General features: G+C 67.4%; 15 protein-coding genes. 11 read left to right on the plus strand and 4 right to left on the minus strand.

Annotated features, from left to right (window positions below; translation table 11 throughout):
• Positions 1-50: 50 nt before the first annotated feature.
• From AC0QTQ_RS15225 to AC0QTQ_RS15240, 4 genes are all read right to left on the minus strand, one after another.
• Positions 51-701 (minus strand): ANTAR domain-containing response regulator, encoded by a 651-nt coding sequence (locus AC0QTQ_RS15225; RefSeq protein WP_480257268.1) that lies wholly within the window; start codon positions 699-701, stop codon positions 51-53.
• Between the two features lie 7 nt (positions 702-708).
• Positions 709-1,857: a transporter substrate-binding domain-containing protein gene (locus tag AC0QTQ_RS15230; RefSeq protein ID WP_480257269.1), complete on the minus strand. Its 1,149-nt coding sequence runs from the start codon at positions 1,855-1,857 to the stop codon at positions 709-711.
• Positions 1,858-1,890: 33 nt separating this feature from the next.
• Positions 1,891-2,997: an AAA family ATPase gene (locus AC0QTQ_RS15235; RefSeq protein ID WP_480257270.1), complete on the minus strand. Its 1,107-nt coding sequence runs from the start codon at positions 2,995-2,997 to the stop codon at positions 1,891-1,893.
• Between the two features lie 63 nt (positions 2,998-3,060).
• Positions 3,061-4,104 carry an aliphatic amidase gene (locus AC0QTQ_RS15240; protein WP_121532601.1) on the minus strand — a complete coding sequence of 348 codons (1,044 nt, stop codon included), beginning with the start codon at positions 4,102-4,104 and terminating at the stop codon, positions 3,061-3,063.
• A gap of 846 nt (positions 4,105-4,950) precedes the next feature.
• On the opposite strand from AC0QTQ_RS15240, the gene AC0QTQ_RS15245 reads away from it, so the two are divergent.
• Genes AC0QTQ_RS15245 through AC0QTQ_RS15295 form a run of 11 tightly spaced genes read left to right on the plus strand, consistent with a single transcriptional unit; the run spans position 4,951 to position 14,873 of the window.
• Complete coding sequence (locus tag AC0QTQ_RS15245; RefSeq protein ID WP_480257271.1) at positions 4,951-6,198, plus strand: transporter substrate-binding domain-containing protein; 1,248 nt, start codon at positions 4,951-4,953, stop codon at positions 6,196-6,198.
• 60 nt (positions 6,199-6,258) lie between these two features.
• Entirely contained in the window at positions 6,259-7,152 is an 894-nt protein-coding gene (gene urtB / locus AC0QTQ_RS15250; protein ID WP_480257272.1) for an urea ABC transporter permease subunit UrtB, read from the plus strand.
• 5 nt (positions 7,153-7,157) lie between these two features.
• On the plus strand, positions 7,158-8,303 hold the full coding sequence (gene urtC / locus AC0QTQ_RS15255) for an urea ABC transporter permease subunit UrtC (protein ID WP_480257273.1): 1,146 nt from the start codon (positions 7,158-7,160) through the stop codon (positions 8,301-8,303).
• Between the two features lie 3 nt (positions 8,304-8,306).
• On the plus strand, positions 8,307-9,056 hold the full coding sequence (gene urtD, locus AC0QTQ_RS15260; RefSeq protein WP_121532593.1) for an urea ABC transporter ATP-binding protein UrtD: 750 nt from the start codon (positions 8,307-8,309) through the stop codon (positions 9,054-9,056).
• Positions 9,056-9,751, plus strand: coding sequence for an urea ABC transporter ATP-binding subunit UrtE (gene urtE, locus AC0QTQ_RS15265; protein WP_480257274.1), 696 nt, complete (start codon positions 9,056-9,058; stop codon positions 9,749-9,751). The genes urtD and urtE overlap by 1 nt, the downstream gene beginning before the upstream one ends.
• A 51-nt stretch (positions 9,752-9,802) precedes the next feature.
• Positions 9,803-10,261 carry an urease accessory protein UreE gene (ureE, locus tag AC0QTQ_RS15270; protein ID WP_480257275.1) on the plus strand — a complete coding sequence of 153 codons (459 nt, stop codon included), beginning with the start codon at positions 9,803-9,805 and terminating at the stop codon, positions 10,259-10,261.
• The gene (locus AC0QTQ_RS15275; protein WP_480257276.1) at positions 10,258-10,926 is read left to right on the plus strand and encodes an urease accessory protein UreF; all 669 of its coding nucleotides are present in this window, start codon (positions 10,258-10,260) and stop codon (positions 10,924-10,926) included. Before ureE ends, AC0QTQ_RS15275 begins: the two co-directional genes overlap by 4 nt.
• Positions 10,927-10,939: 13 nt before the next feature.
• A complete protein-coding gene (locus AC0QTQ_RS15280) occupies positions 10,940-11,635 on the plus strand; it encodes an urease subunit beta (RefSeq protein WP_480257277.1) in 696 nt (231 codons plus the stop codon).
• Positions 11,636-11,638: 3 nt separating this feature from the next.
• On the plus strand, positions 11,639-13,351 hold the full coding sequence (gene ureC / locus AC0QTQ_RS15285) for an urease subunit alpha (RefSeq protein WP_480257278.1): 1,713 nt from the start codon (positions 11,639-11,641) through the stop codon (positions 13,349-13,351).
• The gene (gene ureG / locus AC0QTQ_RS15290) at positions 13,348-14,034 is read left to right on the plus strand and encodes an urease accessory protein UreG (RefSeq protein WP_480257279.1); all 687 of its coding nucleotides are present in this window, start codon (positions 13,348-13,350) and stop codon (positions 14,032-14,034) included. Before ureC ends, ureG begins: the two co-directional genes overlap by 4 nt.
• Complete coding sequence (locus tag AC0QTQ_RS15295; protein WP_480257280.1) at positions 14,034-14,873, plus strand: urease accessory protein UreD; 840 nt, start codon at positions 14,034-14,036, stop codon at positions 14,871-14,873. Before ureG ends, AC0QTQ_RS15295 begins: the two co-directional genes overlap by 1 nt.

Here is a 14,873-nt window from a genome sequence, read left to right on the forward strand (position 1 = left end):
GCGGTTGGTTTCGCGTATCCAGACGCCTCTGAGCCTCGCCTCTTGGACGCTCAGTCCTGCTCTGGTTTCGGAATGCGCGACTTGCGCGCGGCGGCACCCGGCGCGGGCTTGAGATTGCTCAGCATGTCATCGGCGGTGATGATCGCCTGCGCGATCTCGACCGTCGTCGTGCGCCGCGACATCGCGTGCTTGCGGATGATCTCATAGGCCTCGCGGTCGTCGACGCCATGGTGCTGCATCAGGATCCGTTTCGCATCGCTGATCGTCTGCATGGTCTCCAGCTTGCGGCGGATCTTCTCGTTTTCCTCGCGCAGCGCGTTCTGCTCGCTCCAGCATTGCCGCGCCATGACGATCGCGCTCATCACCCCGATCGCGCGCAGCGGCTTGGTCAGGATGCCATGCGCGCCGATCTCGCTCAGCTGCGCCAGAACCGAGGGGTTCTCGTAACCGACGATGGCGATGATCGTCGGCAGCTCCGTGCGCGCGCGGGTGATCATCGCGCGCAGGTATTTCGCGCTGCCCTCGGCCATGTCGACGAAGACGACATCGTATTTCTCGGCCAGCGTCTTCGGCGGCGGCCAGAAGGCGTCGTGCACGCAGCCGATGCGGCTGAGCTGCTGGCGCAGCTCTTCCGCCGTGCGGTCGAACGGGTGCACGACGGCGATGTTCAGGTCCCGCAGGGTGCGGACGAAGTCGGTCATCTCCCCCTCACCCGCGACTGATCTTGCGCCCCTGCACGATCAGGTCGGCCGAGGCGGGCATCACCAGGTAGGGGTCCGGCTTGATCGCCATCGGAACCTCGTGCTCGATCACGTATTCGCCCTCCTCGTCGATCCGCGCGATGCGGGAATGCAGGTAGGTGTGCTGATTGTCGGGATCGATCGTCACCCGGCCCTGCGGCGCCTCGAACGACTGCCCGACCAGCGTCGCGCGCAGCGCATCGGTGTCGTCGCAGCCGCAATCGCGCAGCGCCTGCGCGAAGAAATGCATCTGGATATAGGCCGCCTCGCCGCAGCTGGTGACATCGGTCAGATCGCCGTGCAGCCGGGCATAGCTTTCCAGATACTGCGCGTTGCGCGGCGTCTCGAGCGTGCGGAAATAGGGCGCGGCGGTCAGATGCCCGGCCATCAGACCGGCGCCGATCTCGGCGACATCGGCCTCGTTCGTGGTCAGGCTGGCCACCGGAATATCGCCCCCCCGGCCGCCGGCGCGGTGATAGGCGCGATAGAACTCGGCACTGTCCTGCCCGACCACGGTCGAGAAGATCGCATCGGGGCGCTGCTCGAGAATGCGCGCGACGATCGCGTCGAAGGCACCCGGGCCGCTGTCGAGGGGCACATATTCCTCCTCGACCACCTCGCCGCCCGACAGGCGCAGAACATGGCGCATCACCCGGTTCGACTCGTGCGGATAGATGTAATCCGAACCGACGAAATAGATCCGCGGCCCGTAATTCGCCATCAGATAGCGCGCCAGCGGCACGCTGTTCTGGTTCGGCACGGCACCGCCATAGAAGACGTTCGGCGAGAACTCGAAGCCCTCGTAGATCGTCGGGTAGAAGAACAGCGCATTGCGCCGCTCGACCACCGGCAGCACCTCCTTGCGCGCCGAGGACTTGTAGCAGGCAAAGAGCGTGTTGATCCGGTCCTCGACGATCAGCTTCTCGGCCAGACGGCCATAGTCGCGCGGCTCCGAGCCGGGGTCATAGCGCACCGCCTCGATCGGGCGCCCGAGCACCCCCCCCGCCGCGTTGATTTCCTCGATGGCCAGCATCGCGCCATGCAGCTGCGACAGCTCGACATTTGCGGTCGATCCGGTTTCCGAGAACAGGATCCCAACTTTCCAACAGTCAGACATGACGCCCTTGATATTCCCCTGGCGCAGTCTCACTCAGGCGTCCCCCTCGACGAATGTCAAGGTTTGCCCCTCGAGCACCGCGGTGATGATGCGCCGGTTCACCGAACTGCCCGTTGCGGCGGCAGAAAGCAGATATTCGGCCAGCGGAAACTCGAGATGCTTGCGGATCGTGCGGCGCAGCCCGCGCGCGCCGAAGCGCTTGTCATAGCCAAGCTCGGCCAGATGGCGCATCACCGCGGGCCCGACCTCGAGATGGCAGTCGTGCTTCAGAAGCCGCCGGTTCAGCTTGCCGATCTCGACCTCGACGATCGCCGGCAGGAAGTCGGTGCCGATCGCGTTGAAGGTCTCGATCTGGTCGATGCGGTTGACGAATTCGGGCGGGAAGCGCTTGAGCAGCTTCTCGAGCACCAGCTCGGGCCCGGTTTGCGGCTGTGCGCGTTTGCCGCGGCCCGCGGGTTTCGCCACGCCGGCCCGTTCCATCAGCTCGCTTGCACCGAGGTTCGTGGTCATGAACACGATGGCGTTGCGGAAGGAATAGGTGCGCTCGCCCGAGGCGACCGTCAGGATGCCGTTGTCGAGCACGTTCAGCAGCGCCAGCACGACCTCGTCGCTCGCCTTTTCAAGCTCGTCGAACAGCACGATACCGGGGCGGTCATGGCTGCCCTCGATCTTGTCCTGATCGAGGATCGTCGTGCCCTCCTTCGAGCCGACATAGCCCGGAGGCGCGCCGGTCAGCGCGGCGGCGTAATGTTCCTGGGCGAGAGTGTTCATGTCGACCCGGCAGAAGGCGTCGGCATCGCCGTGCAGCGCCCGGGCGAGGACGCGCACCGTCTCGGTCTTGCCGACCCCCGTGGGCCCGGCAAACAGGAACGAGGCCAGCGGCTTGCGCGGGTCGCCGATGTCGGCGCAGATCACCGTCATGATCCGCATCACCGAGGCGATCATCTCGTCCTGACCGACGATATTGCCGCGCAGCTCCCGCTCGATCATCGCCAGATCGAAGGTGAAGCGCGAGGCCGGCATGAAGCGCGGGGCAGCGCGGGGCGCAGCCTCCGCCGGCAGGAGGTTTTCGTCGTTCATCGCAGCGGCAAGTTTCTGCGCGCGCTGCGTCTGCGCAATGCGGTCGGTGAGGAAAGGCATGGTCGTCTCGGGAAGAAAGGGAAAAAGGGGCGGAGCGGCGGGGTCCGCTCCGCCAGTCGGGGATTATTGCGCCTCTTCCTCCTTCAGCCCGCTCGGCAGCCCGCCGATCGGACAGCAGGCGGTCGACAGGGTCGACCGGGTGAAGGCCTCGACGTTCTCCTGCGCCTTCTTCGCGTCGGTGACCCAGGTCTTGTAGAAATCGAACGGGCAATCGGCCACGCCCTTGTCGCCGTCGCCCGAGTTGTAGACGCCGGTATAGCCGCGGTGGAGCAGCTTGAAGAGGTGGTTGGCCGACTGGTCGTTCTGCCGCGCGTCGCGGATCTGCGAGATCGACAGCTGCGCATATTGCACGCCCATCTCTTCCTCGGCGCAGGAGCCCAGCGTGCGCCCGTCGAAGCCGCAGATGGTCGAGTGGCCGAAGAAGGAATAGACCCCATCCCAGCCGGTGCAGTTCGCGACGGCGACATAGGAGACGTTGGCCCAGGCCATCGCCTTCGCCATGGTGATCTGCTGTTCCTTGGCCGGATACATGTAGCCCTGGCAGCGCACGATCAGCTCGGCGCCCTTCATCGCGCAGTCGCGCCAGATCTCGGGATAGTTGCCGTCATCGCAGATGATCAGCGAGATCTTCATCCCCTTCGGACCCTCGCTGACGAAGGTGCCGGCACCTGGATACCAGCCCTCGATCGGGGTCCAGGGCAGGATCTTGCGATACTTCTGCACGATCTCGCCCTTGTTGTTCATCAGGATCAGCGTGTTGTAGGGCACCTTCTTCGGGTGTTCCTCGTGCCGCTCGCCGGTGATCGAGAACACGCCCCAGGTGTTGGCCTTGCGGCAGGCGCGGGCGAAGATCTCGGTCTCGTCGCCGGGGATCGAGGCGGCGGTCGCCATCATCTCGTCGCCGTCATACATCACGCCCATGGTCGAGTATTCGGGGAAGATCACCAGATCGAGCCCCGGCAGACCCTGCTTCAGCCCGACGACCACGTCGGCGATCTTCTGTGCGTTCTCCAGAACCTCGGCGCGGGTGTGCAGCCGCGGGATCTTGTAGTTGACGACGGCGACGCCGACGGTGTCGTCCGTGCTGGTGATATCTCCGTGTCGCATGATGCGAACCTTTCCTGTTGGCGGATGGGTGATGTCGGGGAACACGCGGCGGGCACGCGGCAAGGCGCGTTCCGGTCTCGCTGGACCGGGGCCGATCATGGTCCGGAATGAAGAAAGGGCTCCTCAACGCCCGGATCGGGACGTGTGAGAGAGCCCTCTTGCTCGCTGTCCGAGGGATCGCTGTTGATCCCTGCCGCTTCATTACGATCCCGAATCCATGATTTTTCAAGAAAAATATATCATTTAATATCAAATACTTGAAATAAAACTCCAACAACTCCCACGATGCACCCCTGCCCCACCCCGGATGCCACCGACGCGATTCGGCCGCGGCGACGGCACCTGGAAAAGGAACTTCGCGCGCGGGTTGCACGCCCGCACGTGCACGTGCGCGCCTGTGCGAGGGGGAACCGAGCCGCGATTCGCCACCCGGATCTTTCGGAAAACGCACAGTTACCGAGATTCCCCCCGGCCACGCCGGTCAGAAATTAATCATTTCGTGACGCAGATCCGAAAAACGCGCCTTTTCCGCCCGCCCATCCCGGCCCGGCCTTGAAAACCGAAAATCGGTGTCGCTAGCCTTTCCTCACGGCACCAAGGACGCTGCCGCTGCGGACCCGCCTTCCCGTGTTCCGCTCCCGGACCGAAACTGTTCCGGCACTTCCATCGTCTCATCTCCGAGCCATCGGCACTCTGCCCGCACCTGCGCCCCGTCGCGCGCCGCAGGCGGTTTCGCTGGCTCCGTTTCGATCCGTGCCGGCCAGATCTCGCGATCCGGACCGCAATGCCATTCCCCACATCCCATCGCGACCCCTTGCGGGCCGCCCTCCAGCAGAGGACCTGACAATGACCTTCTCCCGCAGACAGTTCCTGAAGACCGGCTCGGCGCTCGGCGCAGGCGCGCTTTCGGCGCCGTTCCTCGGCAGCCGCGCCTTCGCCGCCGGCACGATCGACGTCGGCGTGCTGTTCTCCGCCACCGGCGGGCTCTCGATCATCGAGGACAGCATGCAGAAGGCCACGCTGATGGCGATCGAGGAGATCAACGCGGCGGGCGGCGTGAACGGGATGCAGGTCAAGCCGGTGATCGAGGACGGCGCCTCGGATCCGAAGACCTTCAACGAGAAGGCCTCGAAACTGGTGCTGCAGGACCGCGTGCCGGCGGTCTTCGGCTGCTACACCTCGGCCAGCCGCAAGGCGGTGCTGCCGGTCTTCGAAAAGCGCAAGAACCTGCTCTTCTACCCGACCTATTACGAAGGCTCGGAATGCTCGAAGAACGTGGTCTACACGGGCTCGGCGCCGAACCAGCAGCTCGACGTCTTCATCCCCTGGATCATCAAGACGCTCGGCAAGAAGAAGTTCTTCATCGTCGGCTCGAACTACATCTATCCGCGCGAGATGTCGAAGGTCTGCAAGATCCTGATCGAGCAGAACGGCGCCGAATGGGTGGCCGACGAATATCTGGAACTCGGCCATTCCGAATGGGGCGCGATGGTGTCGAAGATCAAGGACAGCGGCTGCGACGTGGTCCTGTCGAACGTGGTGGGCGACTCGGTCGTGGCCTTCTACCGCGAGTTCAAGAACCAGGGCCTCGATCACGCCACGCTGCCGATCTGCGCCTCGGTGACCTCGGAAATCGAGATCGCCGCGATGGGGCCGGAATATGCCGCGGGCAGCTACACCTCCTTCCCCTATTTCCAGTCGATCGACACGCCCGAGAACAAGACCTTCGTCGAGAACTACCGCAAGTTCACCAATGATCCGAAGGCGGTGACCCATTTTGCGATGATGAGCTGCTACATGCAGGTCTATCTGTGGAAGCTTGCCGCCGAGAAGGCCGCGGCGACCGAGCCGAAGGCGATCATCGGCGCGATCGGCGGTGTCGAGTTCGACGCGCCGGTGGGCAAGGTCAAGGTCGACCCTGACAACCTGCACCTCTACCTCACCCCGCGCATCGCGCAGTGGCAGGCCGACGGCCAGAGCAAGATCGTCGACGCCGCCCCCGCCCCGATCAAGCCGCTGCCCTACAGCGCCTACGGCGAGACCGCCGAGAACCTGTTCTGCACCGGCTCGGGGCTCGATTCCACCAAGCTCTGATCCAAGTCCCGGAGGGCGGCACGACGTCGCCCTCCGGCCCAGGCATTCACGGGGACCTCCATGGCTGACACCCTCTTCATCGGCCTGTCGCTGGCGTCGATCCTGCTGCTCGTCGCGCTCGGGCTGTCCATCATCTTTGGCTCGATGGGCGTCATCAACATGGCGCATGGCGAGCTGGCGATGATCGGCGCCTATACGGCGGTGCTGTCCGGCATCTATCTGCACCTGAACCTGATCGCGGCGATCCCGCTCGCCTTCCTCGTCACCGCGGGGGTGGGCTGGCTGATCGAGCGGCTGGTGATCCGCCATCTCTACAAGCGGATCATGGACACGCTGCTGGCGACCTGGGGCATCGCGCTGCTGTTGCAGCAGGCGATCCGGCTGCAGTTCGGCGCGACCTTCTTCGGCGTCAACATCCCGGGGCTCGGCACCGGGCTGCAGAACGTCAGCCTGCCCGCCTTCTTCCAGCAGTCCTGGAAGATCGGCGATTTCGTGATCCAGCCCTATCGCAGCTTCATCATCCTCGTCACCATCGCCCTCGCCGTGGCCACCTGGGCGCTGCTCTACAAGACCCGCTGGGGCATCCAGGTGCGAGCGATCATGCGCAACCCCGAAATGGCCGCCGCCTGCGGCATCGACGTGCGCAAGGTCTCGTCGATGACCTTCGCCTATGGCTCGGGCCTTGCCGGCGTCGCGGGCGTGCTGCTTGCCGGGTTCAAGACCGTCTCGCCCGAGATGGGGTCGACCCTCGTCGTCGACGGTTTCATGGTCGTCGTCGTGGGCGGCGTCGGCAGCCTCGTCGGCACCGCCGCCGCGGCCGGGATCCTGGGCGAGATCAACGGCATCGTTTCGCTGGTGTCGAACGACATCCTCGCCCGCGCCGTGGTCCTCGCGCTGGTGATCGGGGTGATCATGTGGAAGCCCACCGGGCTTTTCAACTTCAAGGGACGCTGAAGGCGATGAAACTCAGACTCACGACCCGCGGCGCGCTCGAGGCCGCCGCCTACGGCACCTTCATCCTCGTGGTGCTGCTGCTGCCCACCGTCGCCGACGTGTTCTGGCTGAACCGTTTCGCCAAGTATCTGGTCTATGGCATGCTCGGCATCGCGGTGGCGCTGTCCTGGGGCTATGCCGGGGTGCTCAACCTCGGCCAGGGGCTGTTCTTCGGCCTTGGCGCCTACATGGTCGCGATGACGCTGAAGCTGCAGAGCGAGACCTCGATGCAGCAGGGCGCCGACACGCCGATCCCCGATTTCATGGCCTGGAACTCGCAGCCCGGCGCACTCAAGGATCTGTGCTGCATCGCCCCCGGCTCTTGGCTGTGGATCCCGTTCCAGTCGCAGGCCTTCGGCATCGCGATGGTGCTGCTGGTGCCGACCGCGGTCGCCTTCCTGATCGGCTGGTCGATCTTCCGGCTGCGGATCTCGGGCGTGTTCATCTCGATCATCACCCTCGCCCTCGTGCTGCTGGTGCGGCTGCTGATCGTCGACTGGCAGCCGGTGACGAACGGGTTCAACGGGCTGACCGACCTTGGCTGGCTGACCATCGGCGGCTTCGAGTTCGACCCCTATGTGGTGCCGACCTATTACCTCGTCGCCTTCGGCACGGTGGCGGTGCTGCTGCTCACCCGGCTGCTGGTGGCGACGCGGGCGGGGCTGGTGCTGCAGGCGACGCGCGACGACGCGAACCGCGCGCGTTATCTCGGCTATGACGTGGCGCGCTATCAGGTGTTCTTCTTCACCGTCTCCGGGCTGATCGCCGGGATCGCCGGCGCCTTCTACGTGATCGCCTCGGAATTCGCCTCGCCCACCTTCCTCGATCTGACCTTCTCGGTCTCGATGGTGGTCTGGGCCGCGGTCGGCGGGCGCAACTCGCTGCTCGGCGCCTGCATCGGCGCGATCCTGATCAACACGATCCAGGCCACGGTAAGCGAAAGCGAGATGCTGGCCGAAGCCTGGAAGGCGATCATCGGGCTGATCTTCGTGCTGGTCGTGCTGTTCCTGCCGCGCGGCATCGCCGGGCTTGCCCGCGACATCGCGATGCGTCTGGCCGCGCTCCTCGGCCGCGGCACCCCCGCCGCGCAACCCCTTCAGAAATCGGAGTGAGCCATGGCGCAGAACGCATTGGTCATCGACGGCATCGGCGTCGACTTCTCGGGCTTCAAGGCGGTGGACGGCTTTTCCACCGTCATCGAGGAGGGCGAGGTGCGGGTGCTGCTGGGCGCGAACGGCGCCGGCAAGACCACGCTGATGGACCTGATCAGCGGCAAGACGAAATCGACCGAAGGCTCGGTGCATCTGTTCGGCCGCGAGATCACCAATCTCGAGGAACACCAGATCGCGCAGGCCGGCGTCGGCCGCAAGTTCCAGATCCCCTCGGTGTTCCGCGACCTGACGGTGCGCGAGAACCTGATCGTCGCCTGCGCCCGCCAGCCCTCGGTGCTGGGCAACCTGCGCCTGCGCCGCAACGCCGCCGAGAGGCGCCGCTTCGACGAGGTGGTCGAGCTGACGGCACTTGGCGACGTGCTCGACCGCGTCGCGGGTGTGCTCTCGCACGGCCAGACGCAATGGCTGGAGCTTGGCATGCTGATCGGCCAGGGCGCGCGTGTGATGCTGCTCGACGAACCCACCGCCGGCATGACCGTGGGCGAGACGATGAAGACCGCGGCGCTCATCAACCGGCTGCGCGGCGACTACACCATGCTGGTGGTCGAGCACGACATGGCCTTCGTGCGCGAGATCGCCAGCAAGATCACCGTCATGCACCTGGGCAAGCACCTGGCCGAGGGCCGGGTCGAGCAGATCGAACAGAACCCCGCCGTGCGCGAGGCCTATCTCGGAAGCGGAGGCATCCACTGATGTTGCAGATCACCGACATCGACAGCTACTACGGCGCAAGCCACATCCTGCACGGCGTCGGCCTCGAGGCCGGCAAGGGCGAGCTTGTCGGCATCCTCGGGCGCAACGGCACCGGCAAGACGACGCTCCTGCGCACGATCATGGGGATGACCACCCGCGCCACCGGCAGCCTGAAGCTGAACGGTCAGGAGCTGATCGGCGAGCCCACCAACAAGCGCGCCTTCGCGGGCTTCGGCTATGTGCCGCAGGGCCGCCAGATCATCCCCGACTTCACCATCCGCGAGAACATCCTGATGGGGCGTTTCGCGGCGAAGGACGGGCGCAAGGACATCCCCGAGATCGTCTACGAGATCTTCCCCTATCTGATCGAGAACCTCGACCGGCCCGGCGGCGTATTGTCGGGCGGACAACAGCAGCAGCTCGCCATCGCCCGCGCGCTGGCGACCGAACCGAGCGTGCTGCTGCTCGACGAACCGACCGAGGGTATCCAGCCCAATATCGTCGAGCAGATCGAGAAGACGATCATCCGGCTGAACAAGGAGCTCGGCCTGACCATCCTGCTGGTCGAGCAGAACATCCGCTTCGTGCGCGCCGCAGCGAGCCGCTTCGTGATGATGGAAAACGGCCGCTCGGTCGCGACCGGCACCACCGCCGACCTGACCGAAGCGCTGATCTCGAAACACATGACGATCTGAGCCGGGGGCGGCCTCCGCCCCCTCCCCCCTGTCCTGCGCCGGAGCATCGCGATGACCCTGCTCGTGAACCGCCTTCTCGGCACGCTTGCCGATCCCTGGCTTGGCGAGGCCGTGCACCGGCTCGAACACCGCGGCGCGGTCGAGACCGTCACCCTGCCCCGCGCCGACCTGGCGCGGCGCCGGCTGCGGCTGCGCACCGACCGCGGCAGCGATCTGGCGATCGCCCTGCCGCGCGAGGTGGCGCTGGTCGACCGGGCGGTGCTGCTTCTCGATCCCGACCGGGCGGTGATCCTGCGCGTCGAGGCCGAAAACTGGCTGCGGCTGCGCCCGCGTGACGGGGCCGAGGCGCTGTCGCTGGGCTATTTCGCCGGCAACCTGCACTGGCGCGCGCGGTTCGAGGGCGGCGATCTGCTCGTCGCTGTCGAGCACCCGCTTGCGACCTATCTCGAGCGGCTGCGCGACCGGCTGGCCGAGGGCCGCGTGCGGCAGGTGGAACAGGCCACCGGATGAGCGACGCCGCGCTTCTCGCCCTGTTGCAGCTGTGCGACACCGCCTTCCCCTCGGGCGCCTTCGCCTTCTCGGGCGGGCTCGAGGCGCTGGTGGGCGAGGGACGGGTGCAGGGCGCGGCACAGGTCGGCGATTTCCTGACCGACGAGGTGCTGCCCCGCTGGGCTGGCTTCGACCGGGTCTTCCTGCGCCGCGCCCATGCCACCTGCGACCTGGAGGAGATCGCCCGGATCGACGCCGACTGCGAGCTGCACAGCACGGTGGAAAGCCTTGCCTCGGCCTCGCGCCGGACCGGGCGGGCGGCGCTCTCGACCCACACGCGGCTTGGCACCCCGGGCTGTGCCGCGCTTCTGGCGCAGGTACGCGCCGGGCAGACACCCGGGCACGCGGCGGTGGTGCAGGGGCTGGCCGGAAACGGCCTTGGCCTGGCGCTTGCCCCGCTCGAGGCCGGCACGCTCCACGCCCTCGCGCTTGCCACGCTTTCGGCCGCGGTGCGGCTTGGCGCGCTTGGCGCAATGCAGGCGCAGCAGATCCTTGCCGCCGCCCGCCCGGCCATGGCCGCGCTGCTCGCCGCCCCGCCGCCCGCCGCCCCCTTCACCTTCAGCCCGCGCGCCGACATCGCCGCGATGCGCCACGGGCAGACCCCGCTGCGGCTTTTCGCCGTCTGAACAGGAGGATCCGATGCAACTGACCCCGACGGAACTCGAACGGCTGACGATCTTCACGGCCGCCGAACTCGCCCGCCGCCGCCGCGCCCGCGGCCGGCTGCTGAACTATCCCGAGGCCGCGGCGCTGATCGCCGACGAGATCCTCGAGGGCGCGCGCGACGGGCAGAGCGTGGCCGAGCTGATCTCCTTCGGCTCGACGATCCTGACCAGCGACGAGGTGATGCCGGGCGTGGCGCAGATCATGCCGATGCTGCAGGTCGAGGCGACCTTCCCCGACGGCACCAAGCTCGTCACCGTGCATGACCCGATCCGGCCGGGCGACGCCGCCCCCGCCCCGGGGCCCCTGCCCGGCGAGATCATCGCCGCCGAGGGCGAGATCGAGCTGAACGCCGGCCGCCCGAAGGTGACGCTCGCGGTCACCAACACCGGCGACCGGCCGGTGCAGATCGGCAGCCATTTCCATTTCTTCGAGGTCAACCGCGCCCTCGACTTCGACCGCGCCGCGGCCTTCGGCATGCGCCTCGACATCCCCGCGGGCACCGCGGTGCGCTTCGAGCCCGGCCATGGCCGCGAGGTGACGCTCGTCGCGATCGGCGGGCGGGCCGAGGTCGGCGGGCTGAACGGGCTGACGAATGGCGACAGCCGCGATCCGGCGGTGAAGGCCGCTGCGCTTGAACGGGCGCGGCAGGGCGGTTTCAGGGGAGCTTGAGCGATGGCGACGATGACCCGCGCGGCCTATGCCGCGCTTTACGGGCCCACGACGGGCGACATGGTGCGGCTTGGCGACACCTCGCTTCTGGCCGAGATCGAGCATGACCACGCGATCCCGGGCGAGGAATGCCTGCACGGCGGCGGCAAGACGCTGCGTGACGGGATGGGGCTCGCGGCCGGGTGGACCAGCGCCGACGGCGTGCTCGACATGCTGATCTCGAACGTGGTGGTGATCGACGCGGTGCTGGGCATCGTGAAGGGCGATCTCGGCATCAAGGACGGCCGCATCGCGGGCTTCGGCAAGGCCGGCAACCCGGCGGTGATGGACGGCGTGCACCCGAACCTGATCGTCGGCGCCGCAACCACGGTGCGCGACGGCGAGGGCATGATCGCCACCGCCGGCGCGATCGACGTGCATGTGCATTTCGACAGCGCCCAGCTGGTCGAGCACGCCCTTGCCAGCGGCATCACGACGATGCTCGGCGGCTCGCTCGGCCCGATCACCGTCGGCATCGACAGCGGCGGGCCGTTCAACACCGGCAAGATGCTGCAGGCCTCGGAACACTGGCCGATGAACTTCGGCTTCCTCGGCCGCGGCAACGCGCACCGCCCCGAGGCGATGGTCGAGCAGATGAAGACCGGCTGCATGGGGCTGAAGATCCACGAGGACTGGGGCGCGATGCCGGCGGCGATCGACTGCTGCCTCTCGGTCGCCGACGATCTCGACTTCCAGGTACAGCTGCATACCGACACGCTGAACGAGAGCGGCTTTGTCGAGGATACGCTCGCCGCCATCGCCGGGCGGGTGATCCACATGTATCACACCGAGGGCGCGGGCGGCGGCCATGCCCCCGACATCATCCGCGTCGCGGGCGAGATGAACTGCCTGCCCTCCTCGACCAACCCGACCAACCCCTACACCGTCAACACCTTCGAGGAACACCTCGACATGACGATGGTGTGCCATCACCTGAACCCCGCGATCCCCGAGGACGTGGCCTTCGCCGAAAGCCGGATCCGCGGCCAGACCATCGCCGCCGAGGACGTGCTGCACGACATCGGCGCGATCTCGATGCTGGGCTCGGACAGTCAGGGCATGGGCCGCATCGGCGAGGTGATCTGCCGCACCTGGCAGCTCGCCTCGAAGATGAAGGACCAGCGCGGCCGCCTGCCCGGCGAGACCGCCCTGCGCGGCGACAACGCCCGGATCAAGCGCTACATCGCGAAATACACGATCAACGCCGCGCGCTGCTTCGGCATCGAGGAGCATGTGGGCAGCCTCGAGACCGGCAAGATCGCCGATGTCGTGCTGTGGCGGCCGGCGCTGTTCGGGATCAAGCCCGAGATCGTGGTGAAGGGCGGCTTCATCGCCTGGGGCACCATGGGCGACAGCGCCGCCAGCCTGATGACCTGCGAGCCGCTGATCCAGCGCCCGCAATGGGGCGCCTTCGGCCGCGCCGCGCCGGCGCTTGGCGTGAATTTCGTGCATCCGCTGGCGCTTGCGGCCGATCTTGCCGGCACGCTCGATCTGCGCAAGCGGTTGCTGCCGGTGCGCGGCACCCGCAAGCTGGCCAAATCCGACATGCTGTTCAACGACGCCTGCCCGAAGATCACCGTCGACCCCGCCACCTTCGACGTCTTCGTCGACGGCGAGCTGGCCACCTGCGCGCCCGCCCGCGAGGTGCCCCTGGCGCAAAGGTACATGCTGCGATGACCCATCCCTTCCCCGATTTCACCGCCCCCGCGGGCCCGGCCCGGATCGGCATCGGCGGCCCCGTCGGCTCGGGCAAGACCGCGCTGATCGAGCGGCTGATCCCCGCGCTGACCGCCCGCGGGATCTCGCTCGCCGTGATCACCAACGACCTCGTCACCGACGAGGATGCCGAGCGCGTGCGCCGCTCGGGCCTGATCGACCCGGCGCGGGTGCGCGCGGTCGAGGCCGGCGCCTGCCCGCATACGGTGATCCGCGAGGATCCGACGCTGAACCTCGCGGCGGCCGAGGATCTCGACGCCGCCTTCCCCGGGCTCGACCTGATCCTTCTCGAAAGCGGCGGCGACAATCTCGCCTCGACCTTCTCGCTCGATCTGGTCGACTGGTGGATGTTCGTGATCGACGTCGGTCAGGGCGACGACATCCCGCGCAAGCGCGGCCCGGGGATCATGCAATCGGACCTGCTGGTGATCAACAAGCTCGACCTTGCGCCCTATGTCCATGTCAATGCCGCCGCGATCCTGCGCGAGGCCCGGGCGATCCGCGCGGCGCGTCCGGTGCTTGGCTGCTGCTGCCGGCCCTATGGGCGCGACGGGGCGGACGGCACCGACGGCATCGACGCGATCGTCGATCTGATCGACCGCGAGGTGCTGTTCACCCGCGCCGCGCGGCAGGATGCAGGCTGATGGCGCGCGACCTGCCGTCGCGCCCGCCGGGGCGCCGGGTCGAGGCGCGGCTGGCATTCCGCTGCCTGGACGGGCGCACCTTCCTTGGCGCGCAGATGACCCCGCACCCGTTCCACATCACCCGCCCCTTCGCGCTGCCGGGCGATCCGGAGGGGCTGGCCAGCCTGTATCTGCAATCCTCCTCGGGTGGGCTTTACGGCGACGATGACCTGCGGCTGTCGGTGACGCTCGAACCCGGGGCGCGGCTGCACCTGACCACCCAGGCCTCGAGCGTCGTCCATGCCGGGCGCGGCGGTATGGCGCGGCAATCGTGCCGGCTGCGGCTCGGGGCGGGGGCCCATGCCGAATACCTGCCCGACCCGCTGATCCTGTTTCCGGGTGCCGCCTTCTGCGGCGCGCTCGAGCTCGACCTTGCCCCCGGCGCGCGGGCGATCCTGTGCGACAGCTTCCTGACCCATGATCCCGCGGGCGCGGGCGGTCTGTTCGAGGCGTTGGAGACCACCGTCTCGATCCGCACCGAAGGGGCCGCGGGGCTGATCGACCGGCAATGCACAAGCGGTGCCGACTGGGCCCGGCGCTGTGCCGGCGCGCTTGCGACCTTCTACCTTGCCGGCTGCACGGATGCACAGGCGGTGGCGGCCGATCTGAACGCGCGGCTGCGCGACTGGCCCGCGGCACGGGAGGTGTTCTGGGGGATCGAGGCGATGCCCGGTCGCGCGCTTGTCGCGCTGCGCCTTCTCGCCCCGGACGGGCGGCGGCTCGGGGCGCTCACCGCCCCGTTGCTGCCCGCATTGCGCGCCGCACTGACCGGATGGGACAGCGCGGCGCGGCGGAAATAG

Source organism: Paenirhodobacter sp. YD-8 (assembly GCF_056590935.1).